This is a genomic window from Nocardia flavorosea, from assembly GCF_015477805.1.
GTDB classification, from domain to species: Bacteria; Actinomycetota; Actinomycetes; order Mycobacteriales; family Mycobacteriaceae; genus Nocardia; species Nocardia flavorosea_A.
Map to the genome: position 1 here is coordinate 39,924 of NZ_JADLQL010000007.1, position 24,540 is coordinate 64,463.

27 protein-coding genes are annotated in these 24,540 nt (G+C 68.0%); 13 read left to right on the plus strand and 14 right to left on the minus strand.

Features of this window, described 5'->3' with window-relative positions:
- Positions 1-78 precede the first annotated feature (78 nt).
- Together IU448_RS26160 and IU448_RS26165 are read right to left on the minus strand one after the other, a co-directional pair.
- Positions 79-582, minus strand: coding sequence for a cupin domain-containing protein (locus IU448_RS26160; protein ID WP_195058375.1), 504 nt, complete (start codon positions 580-582; stop codon positions 79-81).
- A gap of 101 nt (positions 583-683) precedes the next feature.
- Entirely contained in the window at positions 684-1,229 is a 546-nt protein-coding gene (locus IU448_RS26165; protein ID WP_195058376.1) for a PadR family transcriptional regulator, read from the minus strand.
- A gap of 47 nt (positions 1,230-1,276) precedes the next feature.
- Here IU448_RS26165 and IU448_RS26170 point away from each other — a divergent pair, with 47 nt between their 5' ends.
- The 4 genes from IU448_RS26170 to IU448_RS26185 all read left to right on the plus strand — a co-directional run bounded on the left by IU448_RS26170 (position 1,277) and on the right by IU448_RS26185 (position 4,066).
- Positions 1,277-1,843, plus strand: coding sequence for a peptide deformylase (locus tag IU448_RS26170; protein ID WP_195058377.1), 567 nt, complete (start codon positions 1,277-1,279; stop codon positions 1,841-1,843).
- Between the two features lie 213 nt (positions 1,844-2,056).
- On the plus strand, positions 2,057-2,986 hold the full coding sequence (locus IU448_RS26175; protein WP_195058378.1) for an ABC transporter ATP-binding protein: 930 nt from the start codon (positions 2,057-2,059) through the stop codon (positions 2,984-2,986).
- The gene (locus IU448_RS26180) at positions 2,983-3,834 is read left to right on the plus strand and encodes an ABC transporter permease (protein WP_195058379.1); all 852 of its coding nucleotides are present in this window, start codon (positions 2,983-2,985) and stop codon (positions 3,832-3,834) included. The genes IU448_RS26175 and IU448_RS26180 overlap by 4 nt, the downstream gene beginning before the upstream one ends.
- Positions 3,824-4,066, plus strand: a complete 243-nt coding sequence (locus tag IU448_RS26185; protein WP_195058380.1) for a helix-turn-helix transcriptional regulator — start codon at positions 3,824-3,826, stop codon at positions 4,064-4,066. Before IU448_RS26180 ends, IU448_RS26185 begins: the two co-directional genes overlap by 11 nt.
- Positions 4,067-4,093: 27 nt before the next feature.
- Here the strand turns inward: IU448_RS26185 and IU448_RS26190 are convergent, their stop codons facing one another.
- Positions 4,094-4,471, minus strand: coding sequence for a MerR family transcriptional regulator (locus IU448_RS26190; RefSeq protein WP_195058381.1), 378 nt, complete (start codon positions 4,469-4,471; stop codon positions 4,094-4,096).
- 52 nt (positions 4,472-4,523) lie between these two features.
- Between IU448_RS26190 and IU448_RS26195 the strand changes: the two genes are divergently transcribed.
- Positions 4,524-5,180 (plus strand): NAD(P)H-dependent oxidoreductase, encoded by a 657-nt coding sequence (locus IU448_RS26195; protein WP_195058382.1) that lies wholly within the window; start codon positions 4,524-4,526, stop codon positions 5,178-5,180.
- Positions 5,181-5,209: 29 nt separating this feature from the next.
- Here the strand turns inward: IU448_RS26195 and IU448_RS26200 are convergent, their stop codons facing one another.
- Positions 5,210-6,010: an alpha/beta fold hydrolase gene (locus IU448_RS26200; protein ID WP_195058383.1), complete on the minus strand. Its 801-nt coding sequence runs from the start codon at positions 6,008-6,010 to the stop codon at positions 5,210-5,212.
- Between the two features lie 313 nt (positions 6,011-6,323).
- Positions 6,324-6,863 (minus strand): methylated-DNA--[protein]-cysteine S-methyltransferase, encoded by a 540-nt coding sequence (locus IU448_RS26205; RefSeq protein ID WP_195058384.1) that lies wholly within the window; start codon positions 6,861-6,863, stop codon positions 6,324-6,326.
- A 148-nt stretch (positions 6,864-7,011) separates the two neighbouring features.
- Between IU448_RS26205 and IU448_RS26210 the strand changes: the two genes are divergently transcribed.
- A complete protein-coding gene (locus IU448_RS26210) occupies positions 7,012-8,109 on the plus strand; it encodes a CaiB/BaiF CoA transferase family protein (RefSeq protein ID WP_195058385.1) in 1,098 nt (365 codons plus the stop codon).
- A gap of 90 nt (positions 8,110-8,199) precedes the next feature.
- Here IU448_RS26210 and IU448_RS26215 read toward each other — a convergent pair whose 3' ends face one another.
- The 3 genes from IU448_RS26215 to IU448_RS26225 all read right to left on the minus strand — a co-directional run bounded on the left by IU448_RS26215 (position 8,200) and on the right by IU448_RS26225 (position 13,177).
- Positions 8,200-10,437, minus strand: a complete 2,238-nt coding sequence (locus tag IU448_RS26215) for a serine/threonine-protein kinase (RefSeq protein WP_195058386.1) — start codon at positions 10,435-10,437, stop codon at positions 8,200-8,202.
- A gap of 323 nt (positions 10,438-10,760) precedes the next feature.
- Positions 10,761-11,813: a glutamate ABC transporter substrate-binding protein gene (locus tag IU448_RS26220; protein WP_195058387.1), complete on the minus strand. Its 1,053-nt coding sequence runs from the start codon at positions 11,811-11,813 to the stop codon at positions 10,761-10,763.
- Positions 11,810-13,177, minus strand: a complete 1,368-nt coding sequence (locus tag IU448_RS26225) for a hypothetical protein (protein ID WP_195058388.1) — start codon at positions 13,175-13,177, stop codon at positions 11,810-11,812. The genes IU448_RS26220 and IU448_RS26225 overlap by 4 nt, the downstream gene beginning before the upstream one ends.
- 185 nt (positions 13,178-13,362) lie before the next feature.
- Here IU448_RS26225 and IU448_RS26230 point away from each other — a divergent pair, with 185 nt between their 5' ends.
- From IU448_RS26230 to IU448_RS26250, 5 genes are all read left to right on the plus strand, one after another.
- Positions 13,363-14,127 carry an NUDIX hydrolase gene (locus IU448_RS26230; RefSeq protein ID WP_195058389.1) on the plus strand — a complete coding sequence of 255 codons (765 nt, stop codon included), beginning with the start codon at positions 13,363-13,365 and terminating at the stop codon, positions 14,125-14,127.
- A 27-nt stretch (positions 14,128-14,154) separates the two neighbouring features.
- Positions 14,155-14,448: a hypothetical protein gene (locus tag IU448_RS26235; protein WP_195058390.1), complete on the plus strand. Its 294-nt coding sequence runs from the start codon at positions 14,155-14,157 to the stop codon at positions 14,446-14,448.
- Positions 14,449-14,456: 8 nt separating this feature from the next.
- Complete coding sequence (locus IU448_RS26240) at positions 14,457-15,395, plus strand: RibD family protein (RefSeq protein ID WP_195058391.1); 939 nt, start codon at positions 14,457-14,459, stop codon at positions 15,393-15,395.
- Positions 15,365-15,820 (plus strand): deaminase, encoded by a 456-nt coding sequence (locus tag IU448_RS26245; protein WP_195058392.1) that lies wholly within the window; start codon positions 15,365-15,367, stop codon positions 15,818-15,820. Before IU448_RS26240 ends, IU448_RS26245 begins: the two co-directional genes overlap by 31 nt.
- A gap of 377 nt (positions 15,821-16,197) precedes the next feature.
- Complete coding sequence (locus IU448_RS26250; protein WP_195058393.1) at positions 16,198-17,307, plus strand: CHAP domain-containing protein; 1,110 nt, start codon at positions 16,198-16,200, stop codon at positions 17,305-17,307.
- A gap of 152 nt (positions 17,308-17,459) precedes the next feature.
- Here IU448_RS26250 and IU448_RS26255 read toward each other — a convergent pair whose 3' ends face one another.
- From IU448_RS26255 to IU448_RS26265, 3 genes are all read right to left on the minus strand, one after another.
- The gene (locus IU448_RS26255; RefSeq protein ID WP_195058637.1) at positions 17,460-18,233 is read right to left on the minus strand and encodes an adenylate/guanylate cyclase domain-containing protein; all 774 of its coding nucleotides are present in this window, start codon (positions 18,231-18,233) and stop codon (positions 17,460-17,462) included.
- A 708-nt stretch (positions 18,234-18,941) separates the two neighbouring features.
- Positions 18,942-19,709 carry an ABC transporter permease gene (locus IU448_RS26260; protein WP_195058394.1) on the minus strand — a complete coding sequence of 256 codons (768 nt, stop codon included), beginning with the start codon at positions 19,707-19,709 and terminating at the stop codon, positions 18,942-18,944.
- Entirely contained in the window at positions 19,709-20,701 is a 993-nt protein-coding gene (locus IU448_RS26265) for an ABC transporter ATP-binding protein (protein ID WP_195058395.1), read from the minus strand. Before IU448_RS26265 ends, IU448_RS26260 begins: the two co-directional genes overlap by 1 nt.
- A gap of 78 nt (positions 20,702-20,779) precedes the next feature.
- Between IU448_RS26265 and IU448_RS26270 the strand changes: the two genes are divergently transcribed.
- Positions 20,780-21,400, plus strand: a complete 621-nt coding sequence (locus tag IU448_RS26270; RefSeq protein WP_228814369.1) for an NYN domain-containing protein — start codon at positions 20,780-20,782, stop codon at positions 21,398-21,400.
- A gap of 285 nt (positions 21,401-21,685) precedes the next feature.
- Here the strand turns inward: IU448_RS26270 and IU448_RS26275 are convergent, their stop codons facing one another.
- Genes IU448_RS26275 through thiO form a run of 3 tightly spaced genes read right to left on the minus strand, consistent with a single transcriptional unit; the run spans position 21,686 to position 23,767 of the window.
- Positions 21,686-22,444, minus strand: a complete 759-nt coding sequence (locus tag IU448_RS26275; RefSeq protein WP_195058396.1) for a thiazole synthase — start codon at positions 22,442-22,444, stop codon at positions 21,686-21,688.
- Complete coding sequence (gene thiS, locus IU448_RS26280) at positions 22,437-22,685, minus strand: sulfur carrier protein ThiS (RefSeq protein ID WP_195058397.1); 249 nt, start codon at positions 22,683-22,685, stop codon at positions 22,437-22,439. Before thiS ends, IU448_RS26275 begins: the two co-directional genes overlap by 8 nt.
- Positions 22,682-23,767 carry a glycine oxidase ThiO gene (gene thiO, locus IU448_RS26285; RefSeq protein ID WP_195058398.1) on the minus strand — a complete coding sequence of 362 codons (1,086 nt, stop codon included), beginning with the start codon at positions 23,765-23,767 and terminating at the stop codon, positions 22,682-22,684. Before thiO ends, thiS begins: the two co-directional genes overlap by 4 nt.
- 52 nt (positions 23,768-23,819) lie before the next feature.
- Between thiO and thiE the strand changes: the two genes are divergently transcribed.
- Positions 23,820-24,515 (plus strand): thiamine phosphate synthase, encoded by a 696-nt coding sequence (gene thiE, locus IU448_RS26290; RefSeq protein ID WP_195058399.1) that lies wholly within the window; start codon positions 23,820-23,822, stop codon positions 24,513-24,515.
- Positions 24,516-24,540 lie beyond the last annotated feature (25 nt).

Below are 24,540 nucleotides of genomic sequence, written 5' to 3' on the forward strand. Positions count from 1 at the left end.
GGTGTTCTTCCGGCCGACCGGGTGAGCGGCCGACCGGACCGATATCCGCGCGCCGGGCCATCCGGCGTCGTCCCTCGATCAGCCCTTTGCGATTTCGTCGCGCCAGACCGGGCTGTCGACATAGTGGTTGTCGTACTGCTGCGAGCTGTCCCGGATCTCCTGGACGGTCGCCTCGCCGCGATACACCCGTTCCAGCAGTCGGTAGTAGTCGAACCGGTGCAGGCCCGGTGTGAAGACCACGAGCAGTTCGGCTTCCGAATCGGGTGCCGGGGCGAAGGCGTGCGGCACGGTCGGGGGCACGGTGAGGAAATCGCCGCGTTCGAGCCGGACGATCTCGTCGCCGAGCAGGAAGCGCATGGACCCGTCGAGTACCAGGAACATTTCGGTGGCCGCGGTGTGGAAATGCGAGGGGGCGCCGGGCGATCCCTTCGAGAAGGTCGCCTTGTTGGCGGTGAGTGCACCGCCGGTATCGCCGGCGTCGGCCAGCAGGGTGATGAGGCTCAGCGCACCGTCCTGGAGCGTCGCCGCGTCGCCGGAACGAACGAGGACCGGAGCCGCGGACTGCTGAGTGGTCGTTGCCATGGTGATCTCCCTGTGCTTGTGCGACTCGGCGCCGCGTTCTTGTGTGTCGACAGGTCGACGAGACAGGGCCGGACAGTGTGACATCCGTCGGCGCCCAGGGCTCAGCGTGGTGCGGTGAGTTTGTCTATATCGGCGAGTACGCGCTCGTGCCAGTCGATTTCGCCCTGAATGCGGATGCGGGCGTGTTCGACGATCAAATCGTCGGCCATGTTCTGGTCCGGCCAGCGGCGGTCGATTTGGTGTTCGATACGGGAGCCGCGGGCGCGCAGGGCCGCGATCCGGTCTTCGAGGTAGCCGCGCAGCAGTTCGCGATCGAGGTCGGTGCTGACGGCGAGGGCCAGATCTACCGGGTCCGGGCGGAGGTCGACTTCGGTGAAGGCTTCGTCGCGGAGTGCGCGTAGCTCGCGGTGGCCTTCGTCGGTGATCTCGTAGACGGTGCGCGCGGGGAGGGCGCCTTGCTGTTCGGTGCGCAGGGGCCGGATCAGGCCCTCGTCGGCCATGCGATGCAGGGCGCCGTACAGCGAACCCGGTTTGACCTGGGACCACAGGTCGGCGCGGTCGAGGCGGGCGTCGCGCCGGATCTGATGACCGTGCATGGGCCCGCGCCGGGAGAGTGCGGCGAGGACGAACAACCGGGTTTCGTTCACCAAGTCAGTCTGACACGACTACTCGTATTTGAGTACTCTGCATCGACATGACAGTCCGACCGATTCTGATCGCCGGTGACCCGCGCCTGGTCACCCCGGCAACCCCGGTGACCGTGTTCGACGACGAACTGGCCGCCTTCGTCGAGGACCTCTTCGAAACCAACACCGCCGCCAATGGCGCGGGCCTGGCCGCGAACCAGGTCGGCGACCCGCGCGCGGTTTTCGTCTACGACCTCGTGGATGCCGACGGCCGGCATCGCGGGCATGTGGTGAATCCGGTCCTGAAAACCTCCGAGATCCCGGAAACCATGCCGGATCCGGACGACCTGGAAGGCTGCCTCTCGGTGCCGGGTGAGTGGTTTCCGACCGGGCGTGCGCACAGTGCCGAGGTCACCGGTGTCGATATGAACGGTGCACCTGTATCCGTCGAAGGTACGGGCTACCTGGCGCGCTGCTTACAGCACGAAACCGACCATCTCGCCGGTCGCCTCTACCTGGACCGGCTGCTCGGCCGTAACCGCCGCGAGGCCCGCCGCATGGTCAAACAGCGGCAGTGGACCGAACCGGGGCGCAGCTGGCTTCCGGGCGTCGATCCCGGCATGGACGAAAACTGAATCCGCGGGGTCGAGTCGAATTCGCCGAAGCCGGCCGGGCAATCCGCGCGGCCGGTGGGCGAGGCGGCGGGTTGTGCGCAAGCGCGATGTGGTTCGCATGAGTTGAAACAGCCTGAGGCTGCCTTGTCCGTCTTCGGGGAGATATAGAGTATTACCGCGCCGGTATGTAGTAGCTATGCTACATTCTGTAGGGGTTGGGCGTTGGGAGGCGTTATGATTCCGGGTGACGAGGTGGTACTCGATGTTGCCGCGCTACGAATGCGCTACGACACCACGGAGGTACTGCGCGATGTGACATTCCAGGCGCGGCGCGGGGAAGTTCTGGTGATGCTCGGGCCGAACGGGGCGGGGAAGACCACCACCATCGAGGTTCTGGAGGGATTCCGCGCGCGATCGGCGGGGGAGGTACGCGTCCTGGGGGTCGATCCGGCGCACGGCGACGAAGCCTGGCGGGCGCGGATCGGTGTGGTTTTGCAGTCCTGGCGCGACCACGCCAAATGGCGGGTGCGCGAACTGCTCGGTCATCTCGGTGCCTTCTATCGGCCCTACTCCGACGAGCGGGCCCGCAAGCCCTGGGATACGGCGGAACTCATCGAACTGGTGGGGCTCACCGAGCAGGCGGGCGCCAAGATCTCCGCCCTGTCCGGTGGGCAGCGGCGACGGCTGGATGTGGCGATCGGGATCGTCGGCCGGCCGGAATTGCTGTTCATGGACGAGCCCACCGCCGGTTTCGACCCCGCGGCCCGGCGGGATTTCCACGATCTCGTGCACCGGCTCGCCGACCTCGAGGACACCACGGTGCTGCTCACCACCCACGACCTGGACGAGGCGGAGAAGCTCGCCGACCGGATCCTGATCCTGGCCGGTGGGCGGATCATCGCCGACGGTTCGGCCGATGAACTTTCCCGCAGTATCGCCGGGGAGGCCGAGGTGCGCTGGACCGTGGGCGATCAGCGGTTCGTGCACACCACCACGGAGTCGACGAAATACGTGCACGAACTGTTCGAACAGCACGGCGACCGGATCGGCGATCTCGAGATTCGGCGTGCGTCGCTGGAGGACACCTACATGACATTGGTCCGCCGGCATGAATCCGGAGAGCCCGGGGCAGCGATACATACTCTCGCGGAGGTCACCCGATGAATCCCACCGCCACCGCCGTTCGCGGCGGTTTCGCCCGCGCCTGGATCGAACTACGGCAGATGTACCTCAACGCACCCGAACTCATCGCGCAGTTCCTCACTCCCGCTCTGGCCCTGTGTGCGCTCTACCTATTGCGCAACCGGGAGTACACCGACAGCGGACTGTCGATCGCCGAACTCGCGCTTCCCGGGCTGCTCGGCAGCATCATCGCCTTCAACGGCCTGTTCGCGATCACCAATGTGCTGGTGCTCGACCGCGAGGACGGCACTCTCTTGCGGGCCAAGACCATTCCGAACGGCATGGTCGGATACTTCGTCGGCAAGATCACGACGGCGGCGGGATCGGTTCTCGTGCAGGTGCTCGTGGTACTGATAGCCGGCCTGCTGATCATCGGCGGATCTTCACTGGACGGCCCCGGCGCGTGGTTCACGTTCGGCTGGGTGATCCTGCTCGGCCTGCTCGCCACCCTGCCGGCCGGCGCGATCCTCGGTGGAATTCTCGAGGGCCCACGCGCAACCTTCCTGCTGACCATGCCGCTGATGGGACTCATCGCGATCTCCGGGATCTTCTACCCGATCACGGCGCTGCCCGGATGGTTACAGGCCGTGGCGCAGGTCTTCCCGATGTACTGGGCGGGCCTCGGTATGCGGTCGGCACTGCTACCGCCGGATACGGTAACCATCGAGATCGGCGAGTCCTGGCGGCATCTCGAAACCGCCGCCGTACTGGGGGCATGGGCCGTCGTGGGCCTGCTCATCGCGCCGGTAGTGTTGCGACGCATGGCGCGTCACGAATCAGGGTCGAGTATGGCCGCCCGGCGGGAGAAGGCGATGCAGCGTGCCTTCTGAGGTCATCTACAACCGCATCGCGATGTTGCGCGCCGAGCGCGGTATCTCGCGGCGGCAGCTGGCCGAGGCGCTGGGCGTCCACTATCAGACCGTCGGCTACCTCGAACGCGGCGAATACAGTCCCAGCCTGCACCTGGCGCTGCGGATCGCGGCGTATTTCGAGGTGGCGGTGGAGGTCGTGTTCTCCGTCGAACCGTTCCCACGTCTCGGCTCGGGCAGCGAAACCGCCTGACCCAGGCCGGTCGCGTTGGTTACCGAATCACTCCGGCTGTTGACTCGCCTGCGCCTCGATGCTCGAACGGAGTCCCAGAATTTCGGTCTTCTGGGCCCGGAGCCGGGCGATCCCGGCGTCCAACTGCGCTGTCCGTTCGTCGAGTTGCGCCAAGGCGGCCGCCCGGTCGGCATCGGAGGCGCCGGCGGGGTCGATACATGCGACCTGCAGTATCGCGGAGGCTTCCGACAGTGACAGGCCGGACGCGAGTAGACAGCGTATGTGGTCCACCGTCTGGATATCCTCGGCGCGGTAGTTCCGGTACCCGTTGGAATCGCGTCGGGGCGCGAGGATCCCGGCGCCTTCGTAGTGCCGGAGCATTCGCGGGGTCGCCCCGGTGGCCCGGCTCAGATCGCGTATCCGCATCCGGCTGCTCTCCTTGACATTGACATTGGTGTCAAACCTTAGTTTGGCCCGTATGACAAACGAAGACAGCCGGCCGAAGGTGATGCTCGTCGTCGCCCATCCAGACCACGACTCGGCTACCTGGGCGGTCGCGCGGGCCATCGAGCAGGGCATCCGGGCCGGTGGAAATACCAGCGCCATGATCCACGACCTGGCGGCGTCCGGGTTCGACCCGGTCTACGGAAAGGCGGACTTGGCGCACCACCGCGGGCTTTCGGGACTGCCCGCCGACGTCCGGCGTGAACAGGAACTGCTCGAATCGGCCGACGTGACCCTCGTGCTCTTCCCGGTCTACTGGTGGTCCATGCCCGCACTCGCAAAAGGCTGGTTCGACCGGGTATTCGGGGCCTACGACGATGTTGCGCACGATAGCCCGAGCGCGGTACAGCAACTACATCTCGTCGCATTGGCCGGTCTCGGCGAAGGCACATTCGACCGGCACGGATACAAGTCGGCGTTGACCAACCAGACGATGCACGGCATCGCCGACTACTCCCGCATCGGCGAAGCGACTATCGAATTCCTCTACGACACCGAATCCAAGGAGCCGGCGGTCCACGAGCAACTGATCGCCCGGGGATACAGGATCGGGGCCGAGATGGCTCTGCGCGCGCAGACGACCCGCAACCGGGTGGCAGTTCGAGCGATCGCCACCGGCAGCCTGATGTGAACCGAGCACACTCACATTTGCTCGCGGTGTCAGTAGAGGAAGTCTGCGAGAATGCCGGCAACCTCGGCGGGGGCCGTGGAGGGCGCGAAATGCATCTGCCCCGGAAGCGTTTCGAGGCGGGCGTTGGGCAGCACCGCGGCGAGTCGTTCGACGGTTTCCGGCATCGGTTGCCAGGTGTCCGAACCGCGCATGAGCAGCGTCGGGGTCGTCACCGACGACCAGCGGTCCAGGTAGCTGGTATCACCGGCCATCGATTCCAGATCCCGGCTCCAGCCATAGGAGTCGTCGGGCGTGTCTTCGGCCGCCGTCGCCGCGGGCTGCTCGAGCAGTTCGGCAGGCACCCGGGCCACTTTCTCGGCCAATAACCGCTGGGCTTCGTTGTGATCCCCGTTCGCGGTGAGCTGTTCGAACCGCGACAGCACGGGCGCGAGCTCCGCCCCCGCCGCGTACAGCGGGGGCTCCCACAGCGTCAGCGAGCGGACCGCCAGCCCGGACGCCGCGGCATGCAGGGCCACTGTCGCACCGTACGACATACCCACGAGATGGGCCGGCCGGCCGATCATGCCGATGATCGCGGCCAGATCGCGCACTTCGTCCGCGAAATGCTTCGGGCTGTGCCCCGGTCCGCTCGGGGCATAACCGCGCCGGGCCGGCAACCACAGATCGAACCGGTCCGGCAGCTGCTCGGCCACCGGTTGCCAGGAATGCAACCCGCCGCCGGAACCGTGGATCATGATCACCGGTGACCCGTGCCCAGCCCGGTGATAGCGGATCACGGTTCCGTCGAATGATTCGAAGCTCGCGGGCGGCAGATCGGTGAACAACGGCATGCGCATACTCTCGCAAAAGTCGTACCCACCCCTCCAGCGAATTGGTGTCGCGATTCCGATGCCGGGTTATGCCGGCAGACGCTACCCGGCTACGGCATCAGCACCAGCCCGTAGCAATGCACTGTCCGCCGCATGCATGTGACGATGATCGATCGAGGCGATCCGCTGTATGCCGGGCCGCCCGGCAATGGTGAGGACCGACGCATCGGCGGCACCGGGAGACAAACCGGCTACTGATGTGCCCATGCGGCGACTCGCCGCCGGTCCGCAGTGGTGAGTCCACGACAATCGGCTCGAGTCCGCCGTCGGAAAATCAGAACAGGGTCGGTTCGCCGAAGCCCGAGGTGCGTTCGATGGCGAGTAGACGCTGTTTGGTCGCAGTACCGCCGGGTGCCGAGAAACCGTGCAGGGCGTGGTCGGCGGCCAGGACCCGGTGGCAGGGAATGATCAAGGGGATCGGGTTGCGGCCGAGTGCTCGGCCGACGGCCTGGGCGGCGCCGGGCGTGCCGATGCGGTCGGCGACCTCGCCGTAGCTCAGAGTGCGGCCCGGGTCGATGGCGCGGGTGACGGTGTAGACCGCGCGGTGGAATTGCGGGAGGCCGGTGAGATCGAGCGGGATCCAGCGCAGATCGTCGAGGTCGCCGTCGAGGTGGGCGCGGATCCGGGTGAGCACCGCGGCGCGCGGTCCGGCTTCGGGAGCCGGGATCCGGCGGGCGTTGTCCGGGAGCGGGGTGGACTGCGGATCGGGGCCGGGCAGCAGGAACCGGACGACCGTGTCACCGTGCCACGCGACGGCGCAGCGGCCGATCGCAGTATCGAAATCCGTCGCATCGAATGGGGCGCTGCCGGGCATGTACACAGTCTGCCCGGACCCACCGACAGCTGCGGAAACGGATCGATCGCGGGCGAGACCGTGACGCAGCGCGGTTGTTGTCCTACTGTCAATATGTCCGCGGGCGGCCGCGGGCGGACACTGGATCGACGACGAACCGAGGTAAGGCGTGAGCACACCATCCACCGCCAAGCAGGGCCCGCTCGCGGGCATTCGCGTGATCGAACTGGCCGGGATCGGTCCGGGGCCGCATGCCGCATTGCTGCTCGCCGACCTCGGTGCCGATGTGGTGCGGATCCAGCGGGCCGGTCAGCTCCCGGGCGGCGCCGACCGCCCGACACTGCGTGGCCGCACCGTCGTGGAGGCGAACCTGAAGGACCCGGCCGATATCGAGAAGGTGCTCGGCCTGGTGGAGAAGGCGGATGTGCTGCTCGAAGGCTTCCGCCCGGGCGTCACCGAACGGATGGGGCTGGGCCCTGATGCCGCCCTGGAGCGCAACCCCCGCCTGGTCTACGGCCGGATGACGGGCTGGGGACAGTTCGGCCCGCTGGCCGACCGCGCCGGGCACGACATCAACTACATCAGCCTCACCGGTGTCCTGCACGCCATCGGCCGGAAAGGCGAACGTCCGGTACCGCCGCTGAACATGGTCGGCGATTTCGGTGGTGGTTCGATGTTCCTGGTGTTCGGTGTTCTCGCCGCCTTGGTGGAGCGTCAGAACTCCGGTAAGGGACAGGTCATCGATGCCGCCATGATCGACGGCACGCTGGCGCTGTCGCAGATGATCTGGGCCTTCCGCGGGATGGGCGCGTGGAGTTCGGAACGCGGCACCAACCTGCTCGACACCGGTATGTCGTTCTACGACACCTACGAGACTTCCGACGGCAAGTACATGGCGGTCGGTGCGATCGAACCGCAGTTCTACGCGCAGCTGCTGGCCGGACTGGAAATCGACCCCGAGGGCCTGCCGTTCCAGATGGACCCCGCCGGCCAGGACGAGCTGAAGAAACTCTTCACCGAGAAATTCCGCGGCAAGACCCGCGACGAATGGTCGGAGATCTTCGCCGGCACCGACGCCTGCGTCACCCCGGTCCTCACCTTCGAGGAAGCCACCGAGAATGAGCACATCGCCGCCCGCGGCTCGCTGCTCGAACTGGAGAACGTCACCCAGCACGCACCCGCGCCGCGCTTCTCCCGCACCCCCAGCGGTGTCCCGACCCCGCCGCCCACCGAGTCCACGCCGATCGATGCCGTCTGGACGGACTGAACAACAGGCGGGCCGGTTCGAGCTGCAACCCGAACCGGCCCGCTCTCTGCTGTCTCTCTGTGGTGAGCGTGCCGACTGCGCGGACGGCGTTCAGAACCAGGTGGTGGGCCGGAGGTAGTTGGCCAGGTCCACCAGGGCGTAGCGGTGGCGGCGGCCGGGTGCCTGCCGGGCCAAGGTGCGCAGGCCCTTTTCGGTGGCGTCACGGAGAGCGTTCTCGGTGAACGCGATATCCATCAGCGGCGGGTTCGGGGCCTGCGGGGTATTGCCGGCCTGCAACCAGGCCAGGGCGCTGCCCAGGACGATGACCCGTAATTGCAGTGCGCGGCGTTCGTCGGGCGGGAGTGTCTCCACTCGCCGGGCGGCGCGGCGAACGGTGTGTTCCGCAAGATCGGCCACGGGGGCGCTGGTGAGCAACAGCAGTACCGCGGTCATCCGGGCGGTGGTGAAATAGCGGGAGGAACCGGGCACTTCGTCCAGCGCGGTAACCGCCTCGGCGCAGCGGCCGGTGGCCGACAGGAGACGGGCCAGACCGAACGCCGCGCTCACCAAACCGTGATCGGTGCGCCATGCGGTGGCATAGAAATTCTCGGCGTAGGCGCGCCAAGCCTTGGTCTCGCCCGGATCCCAGTGCTGGAGTACGAGCTCGGCGGTCGCGGCGAGCGCCAGTTTCGGTGCCAGTTCGCCCGGCAGCATCCGCAATACGGCATCGAAGGCGGCATACGCCTTCTCGTAGTCGTTTTCGCGCAACCCGGCGAGCCCGGTGTACCAGTCGATACGCCAATCGCGGCGGCCGGTGCGCCCGATCGCGTCGAGCAGTTCGCCCGCATCGCCGATCCGGCCCGAATCGAGCAGGATACGGGCTTCGGCCAGCCGCAGCTCCAATTCCAGGTTCTCCGGGGCGGCCGCCGGGTCGCGCGCCAGCTCTTCCCGCGTTTCGTCCAGCGCGGCCAAGGCCTGATCGGGTTCGGCCTGCAGGATATCCACCAGCCGGCGGGCGGCCGGATCGTTCGGCGACGGCAGCGGAACCGGCAGCGCGGCGGCGATATCCGTGGCGGCGAGGGCGGTGTCGTGGTCGGCGCCGTCGGCGTACGCGTCGGTCAGGCCGATCAGCTGCTCGGTGCCGAAAGCGGTGCGCTGTTCACCGAAAACCAGCGACCGATGCGGATGCTCGGTTCCGGTGTCGAAGGCGAGAATTTCGCGCAGCACCCCGGCCAGCTGGCCGGCCATCGCACCGGCTGTCGGGAATCTGCGGTCCGGTTCGGGATCGGTCGCGCACAGCAGCAGCCGGTGGAGTGATTCGTACCGGGCCAGGACCGGTTCGTCCGCCGGAGCCGGTAAACCGTCGCGGTAGGCGCCGTGCTCGGTAGCGATGTTCAGGGTCAGTACGGCCAGCGTCCGCCCGACCGTATAGATATCGGAGGCGACGGTCGGCCCGGTGCGGGCGATCTCGGGAGCTTGGAAACCCCTGGTGCCGTACAGGTTTCCGTACGCATCGATCGGCGCCACCGCACCCAGGTCCAGTAATTTGACCTGGTCCTCGGTGACCATGATGTTGTCGGGCTTCAGATCGTTGTAAGTGAGCCCGGTGGCATGCAGGTAGTCGAGGGCGGGCAGCACCTCGAGTACATAGGCGATCGCCTGCGCCACCGGAAGCCGTTCGGGGCGGCGGTGATCGTCGAGCATACTGCGCAGTGACCGGCCACCCACGTACTCCATGACGATGAACCCGATCCGCTCACCCTGCGGGGGTTGATGTTCGACGAAGTTGTGGATCTTCACGATGCCCGGATGGGCGACCTCGGCGAGGAACTCCCGCTCGGCCACCGCTACGGCCTGCGCTTCGATGTCCTCGGCGTGCAGCAGACCTTTGAGCACCACCCAGCGGTCGCTGACATTGCGGTCGATCGCCAGATAGATCCAGCCCAGCCCGCCGTGCGCGAGGCAGCCCTGGATTTCGTACTGTCCGGCGACCATATCGCCGGGCCGCAGGCTCGGCCGGAAATCGAAGTGCGCACCGCAGTTCGCGCAAGTCCCGCGCGTGGTGGCCGGCCCGCTCGCGCTCGCCCGGCCCACCGGTTTCCCGCACCGCCAGCAGAACCGCTTCCCTTCCGCGACCACCGGGTCGGCCAGGACCGCCGCGGCCGGGTCGGCGGGTTCTACCGGCGGAACCTCGACCAGACCCGCCACCAGTGTGCGCACGGTGGGCCGGGAACGCACGGTCCGGGTACTGCGCCCGGTACGCACCTGGCCGCCACTTCCCCGGCCGGATCCGAGGCTCGTTCCGGCCCGCAACTCGCTCGACCCCACGGCCGCGGTACCGGTACCCATATCTGTGGTTCCGGGGACCGCCGCGGTGTCGGGCGCCGCGGCCGTGCCGGGCGTACCGGGGGTGGCTGCGGTCCCAGCGGCTCCCGCGGTGCCTGGCGACTCGTCTCGCCCATGGCCGGAAAGTTCTCCGGCACCGGATGCTGCGCTGGTACCGGACACTGCGCCGGGCTCACGGCCGCGGGGATCGCCGGGACCAGGGGCAACGATGTGCCCGGGGACGACGGTGGAACCAGGAAGCCCGGTGCCGACGGCGCGGGTGTCCGGCGGCTCCGGGTCGGCCCCGGAGCCGGGGCGGTTGCCGGACTCGTCCGTCGCCACCGGAATCAGTCCCGATAGGTCGCGGGCGGGGGCGGCGGAGTGGGGCCGAGGGCCGAGAGCCACTGGCTGTACAGGCGGCTCCAGGTGCCGTCGGCGCGGATCCGGTCGAGGGTGCCGTTGACGAATCGCACCAGATCCTCGTCACCCTTCGGGATTCCGATCCCGTACGGTTCCACGCTGATACTCGGGCCCACAAGTTCGGTATGCGGGTCCTGCGCCGCGAGGCCGGCCAGGATCGAATCATCGGTGCTCACCGCGTCCACCTGCCGTTGCTGCAGCACCACCAGGCAGTCGGCCCAAGTGGGCACGGTGAGAATGGAGGCTTCGGGCTGGATCCGCCGGATATGTTCGAGCGAGGTGGTGCTGCGGATCGTGCAGACCCGTTTACCCGCCAGATCTTTCAGGCTCTCGATACCGGAATCCTGTACCGCCAGTACGCGCTGGTGCGCCTGCAGGTAGACCGTGGAGAACGCCACTCGCTGCAACCGCGCGCAGGTGATGGTCATCGTTTTCACCACCATATCGACGCGGCGGTCGATGAGCGCGTCCTCCCGCTCTTCCGAACCGAGGCTGCGGTATTCGATCCGGTCGGGGTCGCCGAACAGGTCCCGGGCGACCTCGCGAGCGATATCGGCGTCGAATCCGACGATGACACCGCTGTCGGGGTCGCGGAAGCTGAACAGGTTGCTGCCGGTGTCCAAGCCGACCACGAGGCGGCCGCGGGCCCGGATGCGGTTCAGGGCGGGCCCGGTTGCGGCGGGGCCGGCGGGGCGCAGGCTCGCGGTGGGATCACCGCAGTCGGGATCGTCGGGCACCCGGACCGGGGAGTCGGCGGGGATCGCCGTCGCCTGGGCCGGTAGCGGCGGTTCGGCGTAGTCGCCGTGCGGTGTCTCGCTGTGCGGGCCGGGGCCGGTGGCGCAGCCGGCCAGCAGCAGCGCGGTGCAGACGATCGCACCCCGCAACGGCCAGGATCGGAGGCCGGGCCGTGGCCGGGCGGGACCGGTTCGGCGCGGCCGCGACCACACGGCCGGGTGGAGCGGGTTGGGGGCAGGTCTCATCGATACTCCCGCAGTCTCGGCCAGATTCCGAAGGCGATATACGCCGCGGCCGCGATTCCGAGAATCACCGCACCGGGCGCCAGGTAGTCGAGTACCCGGGCGCTGTGGAAAATATTGCTGCGTAGCGTGTCCCGAGTTTCGGCGATACCGGAGGCCAAGGCTTTGTCCAGCGCTTCCACATGGACAGTGGCATTCTCGGCGCCGGGCGCGGTGGCGATCGTAGCGGCCCGGGCGAATTCGCCGCGATTGAGTGTTTCGTTCATCCGCTGATGCGCCGCCAGCCAGTGCAGGAGGGCGGCGCGGGCCTCGGTGGTCGCGCGGTCGGTGTGCCCGGCGAGTAGTTCGTTGAGCCGGGTTATGTTGGCATCGAAGGTGTGGTCGTAATCGCCGGTGGTATCGCGCCGCACCAGTTTCAGGGTTTCCGCGGAGCGCGCCTGCTGCGCCAGGATCCGGCTCTCGGTGAGCCGCGCGGCCGGTACCGTGCCGTCGGATCGGCCACTCGACATCGCCGACGCCGATACAGACCCCGCGATCACCGTCCACAGCAGCAGGATCAGCACCCCGCCGGATGCCAGCAGCAATCCCGGGTTGAACGTCCGGTGCCAGCGCCGCGCCATCATCCGCTGCGCCCAGACCAGCGCTGTCAGCGCCGCCAATAGCGACACGATGGCGAGCAGCGGTGGCCGGACGTGCCGGTCCTGCGCCTCGTCCACGGCGTCCGCGCGCCGGACATAGAGTTGCTCTGCCATCGGCAGCAATTCGCTCTGCATCTGGTGTGACGCCTCGCTGAGGTACGCGGCCCCGACCGGGTGACCTTCGCGGTTGTTCGCCCGCGCCGTCTCCACCAGACCCGAATAGACCGGCAATCCGGAACCGATACCGATCCGCTGCCGGTCGTCCTCGGCCCCGTCACCGGACAGGGTCACCAGTTCGGCGCCCGCTTCGCCCAGTGCCTGGCTGTAGCGGTCGCGCACCTGCTGTGGTTCCAGGCCCCCGGAGATGAAGGCGGTGGCCGCCGCGGCGTCGGCGACCGAGAGTGAGGTGTAGAGCCGGTGTGCGGCATTGGCATCGGGTTCGGTACCGGCGAGCAGGATGTCGAGATCGCGCTGACGGTCGTGCACCGTGGCCGCGGTGGTCGCCCCGGCCCCCAGGCACAGGACGACCAGCAGCAGTCCGACCCCGATCAGCCGCCCCGGTGAAGATTTCGCGAACTGGCGCAGCCGTGCGGGATTCAGCCATTTCCAGGCTGTTCGGACCCGCGGCCGGACAAGGCCGGACCACCGGGTCGTGCGCGCCGGTTCCGGCCGATCCGGTTCGGGCCGGCCCGGTTCGGAGACCACCCGATCCACCGCCGACCGCGTCATGTCCACCCTCCAACTCTGGGCGCCGTGTGCGCTGTATAGCTCCGCGGCATGTCGGCGATCCCGCTCACACCGCTGTCCTGAGCGTATTCGGTATTGTGCCCGCTCGCGCTTCGACGGCCACACCGACCATCCCCGTGGCCGGGTACGGCAGGATGGAAGGGGACGGTCGACGAGGACGGTGCGATATGCGCGGTGATGGAGACGGGTGGGCGGTGAGCCCTGGCGGGGTACGGCACTGGGGGAAATTCGGTGCGGCCGGGTTGCTGCTGCGCGCCCCGCTCGGGGCCGGCGGGGTGGCGGTATTGCTGCAGCACCGGGCGCCGTGGAGTCACCAGGGCGGGACGTGGGCGTTGCCCGGCGGGGCCCGGGACAGCGACGAATCCGCGGTGCACGCCGCGGTGCGCGAGGCCGACGAGGAGGCCGGGATCAAAGCCGCCGATATCCAGGTGCGGGCCGAACGGGTCACCGCCGTCGCACCCAGCGGCTGGACCTACACCACGGTGATCGCCGACGCCGGTAAGCCGTTGCCCGTCGAGCCCAATATGGAAAGCGTCGAACTGGCCTGGGTGCCGGAGGACGAGGTAGATCAACGGCCGCTGCACGCCGCGTTCGCCGCTGCCTGGCCGGATCTGCGGGTGACCCTGGCGCGGATGGATACAAGTGAATGCCCGCAGGCGGACGCCGCCGAACTTTCCGCGACGCTGCCGCGCACGATCGACCTGGGCGCGGAATTCATCTGGTTGCACGCCGATCCCGAAGGCCCCGGGGAGCGCGCGGTCCTGCTGAACCCGCCGTACCCGGCCGAGGAGCCCGATGCGGGCGAGTCGGCGGCGGCAGCGGCAGCGGTCGCGGCGGCCGGCGACCCCACCGCGGAACCGGGAGCGGCGGTCCCGGCGGAGGCCCGCGTGCTGGGTATTCCGCGGAGCCACGTACTCGGCCCGGAGTCCTGATGGTCGCCGCAGGTTCGGAACGGCCCGGTGGCGCCGCGGGGGCGGACCGACCGGCTCGCGTTACGAGTGCGGGCCGATCGGGAGGTGCTGTGGGTTCGCAGCGATCGGGTGGCGTTGCGGGTTCGGACCTACCGGGTGGTGCTGTGGGTTCGGACGGGCCGGGTGATGCTGCTGGTGGGGATCGGCGCGGTGGTGCTGGCGGCTCGGAGCGGCGGGGTGGTGCGGCTGGTGGGGATCGGCGCGGTGGTGCCGGCGGCTCGGAGCGGCGGGGTGGCGCAGCCGGTACGGACCGGCCGAGTGCTGTTGGTGCGGAAAGGTTGAGTGGCGGCGTGGGCGCGGACCGGCCGCCGGCCACGTCCCGTGCCGGCCGGCCCTTCGTGCTGCTCTCGGTGGCGGTGAGTATCGACGGTTATATCGACGACACTGCCGACGAGCGCTTGCTGCTGTCGAACGAGGCCGATTTCGATCGGGTGGACGAGTTGCGGGCCTGGGCGGACGCCGTTCTGGTGGGAGCCGAAACGGTGCGGCGCGATAATCCGCGGTTGCTGGTGAAGGACGAGGGCCGTCGCCGGGCCCGGGTTGCCGCCGGGAAACCCGAGTACCCCCGGAAAGTGACGGTGACCGCCGCCGGGGACCTCGATCCGGCCGCCCGCTTCTGGCATCACGGTACGGCCGAACATCCACCGCTGGTCTACACCACCGAATCCGGTGCCCGCCGACTGACGGAACGCCTGCTCCCGCCCGCGGAGGATCGCCTGGCCGCGTCGGCGGAGCACCGTTCGGTCGCGTCTACGGGGGATCGTTCGGTCGCGTCAGCGGGGGATTGCCTGGCCGCGGCTGCGCAGGATCGGTCGGTCGCATCTGCGGGGGAACACTCGACCGCGCCTGCGGAGGAACGGCCGGTCGTCCCCTCGGGGGAACGGCCTGTCTTGCCCGCGGAGATCGTTGTGCTGGGTGCCGAGCTCGAATTCGGGGCTTTGCTGGACGATCTCGCCGCCCGCGGGATCGAGCGGTTGATGGTCGAGGGGGGCGGCCGTATCCACACTGCGTTCCTGGCCGCCGGCCTGGCCGACGAACTCCATCTCGCCGTCGGCCCCACCCTGGTCGGCGATCCGCAGGCGCCGCGGTTCCTGTACCCGGCCGCGTTCCCGGGCGGCTCCACCCACCGCATGTCGTTGCTCGGGGTATCGCAGCTCGGGGATGTGGCAGTGTTGCGTTATCGACCCCAGGAGGCCCGATGCCCGAACCCGACCACCATCACTGGATGAACCGGGCCATCGAGCTGGCGCGGCGCAGCCCGCCGGTTCCGGGCGCGTTCTCGGTGGGCGCGGTGATCGTCACTGCCGACGGAGCCGAGCTCGCCACCGGCTACTCGCGGGAAGCCGGCCCGAAGAACCATGCCGAGGAAGCCGCCCTGGCCAAACTCGACCCGGCGGATCCGCGGCTCCGCCACGCCACCTTGTACAGCACCTTGGAACCGTGTTCGGAGCGGGCCACCAAGAGCAGGCTGCCGTGTACCGACCGGGTGCTCGCGGCCGGTATCCCGGCCGTGGTGATCGCCTGGCGCGAACCGGCCACCTTCGTCGCGAACTGTGTGGGTGTGGAGAAACTGCGACAGCACGGGGTGCAGGTACTGGAGCTCCCGGAGCTGGCCGAGGCCGCGATGTCGATGAACCGGCACCTCGAGTTGTGAACCGCATCGGGTAGCGCGCCTCACACCGGGCGCGGAAATAGCTCGCCGGGTGCCCGGGTTGAATACCGGTGTCGACGTTCGGACAGCCCCGGGCCGCACCCCATTCGTCGCTACGAGTGACCACTCGCCGAGAGGCGCTTGTTGGACGTCGACCTCGAACAACGCTGCTGGGACCACCACCCGGCGGCGTTTTTCATTTTCCTACGTGTATGCGGCACCAGTATCGCCAATGCCGGGAATGTCCGATAATCGAAGCGATCTGTGGTGGTGCACCGCCGACGGGTACACGGCGGCTGGGCGAGTATTCGTGAGGTGCTGATGAGGTTCGAGCGCAGGCCGGTCGAACGCACCGGCTGCGGGCCGAGGCGGCTGTTCGGATGACAACACGTGCGGACCTGGAAATCGACCTGGACCCGCCCAAAGGGGCGCGGCCCATGGCGATAGCCGTTATCGAAGCCGTCGAGGAAGGGATTCAGGCGCAGGTTCTCACCCTGGCGACGGGAAAATCGGAATATGACGTGGATCTGGTGGGGTGGTTGACAAATCAGGGTTTGCTGAGCGCGGAAGGGCTCGACGCCGACGCGGGGGAGTCCGTCATGGTCGATCGGCATACCGACACCCGAGAGAAGATCGAGGTCAAGACCGCGAACCTGCAGGACCAGCACAATGCGGTGAACGACTCCGCCGTCGAGGCGTTCAAGACCACGAACGGCACCTTCCAGGAGATCAAGAAGAAGGTGCGAACGCTACAAGAAAACCTGTCGCAGTATCCGGGGCCGGGCGAGGGCGAGCAGTTCATGCCGATCGATTCGGAATACGCGGCGATCGGTGCTGCACTGAACACGCTTTCCGAAGTCATCGACCTGGTCGATACGGCGCAGCGGGATATGGAGGGCTATGCGGGGGAGGTCGAACGCAACAACCCCGGTAACAGCGGCAACCCCACCCAGATCTGGGGCACGACTTCGCCGCAGAGCAATATGACCTTCACCGTAACCGGTGACGCCACCCGAAAAAGCATCCTCGAGGCTGCCCGAGCGGAGCTGGCCCTCGGGGCCGCCGAGCGCGGGAGTTCCAATAGCCTCTACTACGCCGAAAAGCCCGGTGTGAAAGTCCCATACGATATCGGTGATGCGTGGTGCGCCGCGTTCACCAGCCACGTCTGGAAGCAAGCGGGCTATGAGGTCGACTGGACGAACCCGAATTATGTGCCGGCTATCTGGAACGACGCCAAGGCCAAACTCGATACCGCCACTGCCGCTTATGCGGAGGAGGGCGATTTGATCATTTTCGATTGGCAGGGCGACGGCACCCCGGATCACATCGGCATCGTGGAGAGAGTGGAAGGAAACACCATCCACACGATCGAGGGCAATTCCAGTGACCAGCTGAAGCGTAACCAGTATCAGATGGGCAACAACGATTTGGTCGGTGTCGTCAAACCGCCTGCGCAACAGGCCCCCGCACAGCAGCCTGTTCCGCAATAGCGGAACTCCGTTCCGTCCTTTGCCTGCGGATCCGCACGGGCGCAGGCTGTCGAAGTCCGCCGACGGAAGTGTAACGCTCCCGTTTTCTGTCCAGGCCGATGGCCCGGCCGCCGCGGTTCCAGGTGGACCGACAGTGCGGCGGCCGAATCGGTTCAGGCGCGCTGACTCGAACTGACCCGGTAGATGCGCAGATCTTCCGGAACTCCGTTGAGTGGGGCCGCGAAAAAACTGCGCCGGTAGGGGCGGGCGGTATGTCCAAGTTCGGACAGTGTTTCCGCATCCAATGCCGCGAGGGTGGATTCGGAGATCATCATCCGGCCGTTGCCGGCCGCTTCCATCACCCGGGCCGCGATGGTGACGTCGACGCCCAGCCAGTCGCCGCCGATCTCCCGCGGGGAGCCTGTGTGCAGGCCGATCCGCATCCGGGGCCGGTAGGTGCCGACGGTGATATCGGCGAGGTTGCGCCGGGCCGATATCGCGGCTTCGACGGCGCGGTCGGCGGAGGGGAACACCGCCATCACACCGTCGCCCATTCGTTTCACCACCTGTCCGCCCCGTTCGGCGATGGGTGGTTCGATGGCCTGGGCGACCCTGCGCAGCAGGTCCAGGGTGGCTTCGTCGCCGGCGGTCAGCGACCACGACGAGAACGAAACCAGATCCGTGAACATGACGGTGATCTCCTGGGTGCCCTTGCCGCGGCCGAGGCGTTCGAGAACGGCCTGCCAGACCTGTAATGCACCGAAGCCGATTTCGCGGGCGGCGCTGGGGCTGTCGCCGACGAGCCGGTCCGCGGCGCGGGCTACGGCCCGGGCGCCGCCGGGGCCGCTGACCGAGAGCGGATCGCCGAAGGCGGGGTCACCGGGGAGTTGTCTGCGGGCCTTACGCAGAACGTCGATCACATCCGGGCGATTGTTTGCTGCGTGCATGAACGCGGAGAGGGGGCCGATCCGCAGGCGGAGCTCGTCTGCTTTTCCGGGTGCGCCGCTGTCGCTGGCCTCCGCGGCGGCGGTGTCGTCGCTGTCTTCGGTGGTGGGCGCGGAACCGTCCGTGGCTCCGCCGTGCCGCCGGCGCGACGCCCGGCGTGACCGCGTGGTGGCCGTAGCGTTTCGGCCGCGGGCCGGGCTCGATTCGATTGTCGGATCAGCGCCGTCGACACCGGCCGCGACGTCACCGACCTCCGGCTCCGGCGCTGTGCCGCCGGAGGGTTTGTCGTTCACGTCCCGAGGGTATCTCAGGGGATCGGACGGATGGGGAGTGCTGAGAATCGTCACCTGTCACCTCTCTATCGGAGGAGTGCGGCACGCCGTTGGGTCCGCCGATGGAAAACGTGTGGTGCCCGACCTTGCCGGTCCCGAGCCTAATCGGCCCTGACGTCGATGGTAGCCAGAACCGCGGGGCAGGAGGTGAACTCCCGGTTACCGATAGCGGGCATGCCCGGCCGGTGTCTCGGTGATCAGGTCGAATGTCCAGGCTGTGATAACGACCACCGGTCCGGTGCGTGGACGCACCGGACCGGTGGTAGAGCACCCCGGCGGCCGGGCAGTGGCCGCCGAGGCGCGGGGTGCGCGAATTCTCCCGACAAGGTCGCACACCCGCTACCCGAGCGGCGAGGGAAGCGGCTCGGGCGGTTCGGGTCAGGCGTCGCGCCGATTCACCACCAGCAACGCAGCGCCCGCGACGACTACGACGAAGGCGGTGAAGTAGGCGAGGCTGCCCCACACACCCCAGTGCCAGTTCGCCGAAGACATGGACTGGTCCATCGTCGCGAAGCGGCTCGCGTTCTGGAACGGCAAGAACGCGCTGATCTCACGTCCTACTTTACCCAGCGCGCCGACCAAGGGTTCGATGATCAATTGCCACAGAACGATCAAGGAGATCGCCGCGGCGGATTGCCGGACCAGCACACCGACCGCGATGGCCACCACCACATTGAGGAAGGCCAGGATCGGCACCGCGTACAGCGCCCGCCAGTTGCCCTCGAGTACCAGCGTCGCTCCCGCATCCCCTGCGACCGCCTTGGCGACGGCGTAGGCGGCGAAGGCCAGCACCGTGGTCAGTACCGCGGCATACAGGCCCACCAGGATCGTTTTGGCACCGACCACGGACGTGCGGTTGGGGACGGCCTGGAAGGTGGTCCGGATGATGCCGAACCGGTATTCGCTGGTTACGGTCAGGGTCGCCATGATGGACAACACCAGGATGCCGAAACCGGTGACACCGAGAAACGCGGTATCGACCGTGATGACCGGGGCGCCGGATGCCTGTGGGTCGTCGGCGGCGATCCGGCCGATCAGGCCGAACAGGGCGGCGAATCCGACGGCCAGCGCCACCACGATCACCGAACACCACCACGGTGACCGGGTGGAGGTGAGTTTGATGCGTTCCGCAGCGATCACGCCCATTACTTCGTACCTCCCGTGAACTGCGGCTCCGAGTCCGCCGGTTTGTCCATGAGCACCGTGGCGTCGGCCGCAGATCCGATCTCGCCCTGGTACTGGACGTCCCCGCCGGTCATTCGCATGAACGCCTCCTCCAGCGAGCCGCGCTGCGGGGCGAGTTCGAACAGGGTGATCTGGTGTTCGGCCGCCAGCGTCCCGACGGCATCGCTGGTGACCCCGTTCACGATCAGCGCCGCACCGTCGGCGTTGCCGTCGTTCTCCTTCACCGTCATCCCGTGCGAAGTGAGCAGGCTGCGCAGCTCGTCCAGTTGCGGGCTGCGCACCCGGACCGACGCCTCCGAGGCCCGTTCGATGAAGTCGGAGGTCGTCGAATCGGAGATGAGCCGGCCCCGCCCGATCACCACGAGGTGATCGGCGGTTTGTGACATCTCCGACAGCAGATGGCTCGACACCAGAACCGTGCGCCCCTCGGCCGCCAGCCGCTGCATGAACCGGCGAATCCACAGGATGCCCTCCGGATCCAGGCCGTTGACCGGCTCGTCGAACAGCAACACCTTCGGGTCGCCCAGCAGCGCCCCCGCCAGCCCCAGCCGCTGCGACATCCCGAGCGAGAACCCGCCCGCGGATTTCCCGGCCACCTCCGAGAGGCCGACCAGCCGCAGCACCTCCTCGACCCGCGATTTCGGCAGATCGTTGGAGGCGGCCATCCATTCCAGATGGGCGCGTGCCGAGCGATTGGGATGCACCCATTTCGCGTCGAGCAGCGCGCCGACCGCACGCAGCGGGTGCTTCAGCTCGGCATACGGCCTGCCGTCGATCAACGCGGTACCCGAGGTGGGACGATCCAGCCCCAGGATCATCCGCATGGTGGTGGATTTACCGGCGCCGTTCGGTCCGAGGAACCCGGTGACCTGCCCCGGTCGCACCGTGAAGGTCAGGTCCTGGACCGCGACGGTCTGCCCGTAATGCTTGGTCAAGCCCCGGACTTCGATCATGCCGACCAGCATGCCCTATCAGAAATGGATACGCGTCACCCGATGGTCGGGAGTCATGGTCATCCTCGAGGATGATCGGTGACTGTCCCGATGGGTACATCCCCGTACGGGCCCGCTTACAACCTCTACTACGGCATGCGTCCGCACTGCGGACGGGGGACGCCCGGATGGCGATGGCTGGACATCCGCAGCCTCGCCTCATCCCTGTGCGGCTGGAAGGAAGCGACGGTCCATCGCATCGTCTACTGCACTGCTCGCGTTGACCAAGCCGACGACCCCGGCGCATACGCCGACCAAGATATCTATCTGAAGGCTCTCCGCGAACGTGGCTCAATCGACAAACTCGAGCTGGGCCGGTATGTGTCGCGTTCGAAGAAAGCGCCTCTCGCTCGCGATGTGGGCAAGGGGCGAGCCGAGGTGATCAAGCCTCTGGGTACTGAGGTTTTCCCCGCAGGGATCCCTGTGTGCTCCGATGGCAATAGGTTGATGGCCCAGGTGCGGATCCGAGAGGAAAAGGGCTCGGACGTCAATGTCGCCACCCACCTGGTGACCGATATCCTCACCTCTGCCGTCGAGGCCGCGATCGTAATTTCGAACGACTCAGACCTTGCGCTGCCACTCTCGATTGCCCGGCAGTCCGTTCCAACCGGGACCGTGAATCCCGGCACAAACCCCCTTGCGGGGCGCTTCGTGGTCTGAAAACTGCCGGCCCGGGGCGCCATTGGTGGGCTAACCTTTCGCCCAAGCATTTCTACGACAATCAGATGCCCGACAGCGTCGGACGGTGGAAGAAACCAGTCGACTGGTAGAGCAGAACCCGGCGAGAGTGCGATATGCGCGGTCGTCGTACCCAAGGACGAATACCGTTGATCCGAAATGTCGGGCACGACAGGTGTCACGGAAACCCACCCCGCCATGTCGGCAGACCGCTTGGGGCGTAGCACCGCCGTGCGCGATCTGCTCGAGCGTGGCGGCGATCGTTATCTACAGTCCGGGCGACGACGCCTGGGCCCAGAACCGTTTCGGGATACGGCCCGCTTCGCGTGCCCGGTGTCCGGCCCGAACCGCGTCCGCCATGGCAGCGGCCATCAACGCCGGTTGCCGGGCGCGGGTGACGGCGGTCGCGAGCAGGACCGCGGAACAGCCGAGTTCCATGGCGAGCGCGGCGTCGCTGGCGGTGCCGATGCCGGCGTCGAGGATCACCGGCACCTGGGCGCGGCTCACGATCATCTCGATATTGTGCGGATTCCCGATGCCCAGGCCGGTGCCGATCGGCGCGCCCAGCGGCATCACCGCCGCGCAGCCCGCATCCTCGAGCCGGCGCGCCAAGGCCGGGTCGTCGTTGGTGTAGGGCAGCACCGTGAATCCGGCGTCGACCAGTTGTTCGGCCGCGTCGAGCAGTTCGATCGGGTCGGGTAGCAGGGTGCGTTCGTCGGCGATCACCTCGAGTTTGACCCAGTTCGTATCCAACGCCTCGGCCGCCAACTGTGCGGTGAGCACGGCTTCGGCGGCGGTGCGGCAGCCCGCCGTGTTCGGCAGCGGCGCGATATCGAGGCGTTTCAGCAGATCGAGCACACCGGTACCGCCCGCGGAGTCGACCCGGCGCATGGCCACGGTGGTCAGTTCGGTGCCGGACGCGACCAGCGCCTCCTCCAGCACCGTCAGGTTCTCCGCGCCCCCGGTGCCCATGATCAGCCGGGAGCCGAAGGTGCGGTCGGCGATCCGCAGCGGTTCGTCAACCACCTTGGACCGCCGTCAGCACATCGATCTGCCAGCCGCGACCGACCGGTTCATCCCAGCGTGATTTCGGGAACACCGCGCCGTCCACCGCCAGCGCCACGCCCTGGCACGGCAGTTCCAGCCGTTCCAGCAGTTCCCGGACGGTGAGCGGGGCGGCGAATTCGTGATCGGTCCCGTTCACCGTGACACCGATCGGAACCGGCGACCCGGCCGCGGGTGACCCCGGCGCTGAGGACACTGTCATCGAATACCTCCTGATGGTGTGGACGCACCGAAGCGGTGCGGATCGGCCGCCGCGACTTCGGTCAGCGGCTGTCCGCCGAGTTCGGCGCGGACGGCATCGGCCGTGAGCGCACTGGTCAGCATGCCATTGCGGCCGTGGCCGGTGGCGGCGATCACCCGGTCGGACAGGTGCCCGATCAGTGGGAGATTATCCGGGGTGCCCGGACGTGATCCCGCACTCGCCTCGGCCAGTTCGTATTCCCCGATCCCCGGCAACACGGCTTCGGCGTCGGCGATGAGGTCGCGCACCCCGGCGAGGGTGACGGCGGTATCGAAACCCGCTTCGTACTGGGTGGCGCCCACCACCACACCGTCGTCGCGGGGTACGAAGTACACAGGCCGCCCGTGGACGCGGGCGCGCACCACACGGGTCGGTGGCGGTTGCGACCCGGGACGCTGCCGTAGGCGCAGAATCTCACCTTTCACCGGCCGTACGGGCAGCTCCGGCCAGAGTTGCGCCGATGCGGCGCCCGCGGCGAGCACGATCCGGTTGTGGTCGAGTTCGGCGAGGTCGCGCACCCGTTCCGGGCGCACGGTGACGCCGGCTTCATCGGCGGCCTTGCGCAGTGCGGTGACCAGCCGGCGGTTGTCGATGGCGGGTTCGGCGGCGAGCAAGCCGGCCCGCACGGTGCGTGCCAGCGCGGGTTCCAGCGCCCGCACCCCGGCGCGATCCACCAGTCGCAGCTCGTGTCCGTGCCCGTTCACCCAGTCGGCGATGGTTCGCAGATCGGCGGCGTCCGCGCCGTCCTGGGCGATGGTCAGCGTTTCCCGGGCCACGAATACATCCACTCCGGTCACCGCTGCCAGCCGGGCCGCGAAATCCGGCCAGTGGGCCAGCGCTGCCGCCCCGAATCCGAGCACGTCGTCCTCACCGGGCCAGCCTTCGGACAGCGGTGCGAGCATCCCGCCGGCCACCCATGAAGCGCCGCTGCCGACCGCCGGATCGAAAAGCGTGACCGACCAGCCGGCTTCCGCGGCTTGCCACGCAACCGCGAGGCCGATCACGCCGCCACCGACCACGGCGACGGTCGCGGATTTTCGCACTACGTTCCACCTCCTGCAACATTTCCACGTTAGCGCGGTTACGGTGGCACTTGTGCAACCGTCCTCCGCTCCCCGACAGCTTCCGCCGCGTGATCGTCTCGCGACCGCCCGGCTGTACCTGTGCACCGACGCCCGCCGGGAGAAGGGCGATCTGGCCGCGTTCGCGGATGCGGCACTGGCCGGCGGCGTCGATATCATCCAGCTCCGCGACAAGGGGTCGCCCGGGGAGCAGCGGTTCGGTCCGCTGGAGGCCATGGGCGAACTCGCGGCGCTGGCCGAACTGAAGGCGGCCACCCGCCGCCACGGCGCGCTGCTGGCGGTGAACGACCGCGCGGATATCGCGCTGGCCGCCGCCGCCGACGTGCTGCACCTGGGCCAGCAGGACCTCCCGCCCTGGTACGCACGGCGGATCCTGGGCCCGGATGTGGTGATCGGCCGCTCCACGCGTGACCGGGAACAGGCTCGTCTGGCCGCTGCCGACGAACATCTCGACTACTTCTGCACGGGCCCGGTGTGGGCCACTCCCACGAAACCCGGTCGCGAACCGGCGGGTCTGGAGCTGGTGCGGGAAACCGCCGCCGCCGCGCCGGCGCGACCATGGTTCGCCATCGGCGGTATCGACGGCTCGACGCTGCCCGAGGTGTTGGCTGCGGGCGCGGAGCGAGTGGTGGTGGTGCGCGCGATCACCGCGGCCGACGACCCCGAGGCTGCGGCCCGGGACCTGAAGTCCGCACTGCTGGCGGACTGACCGAACCGTGCGCCCGGCGCCGGGG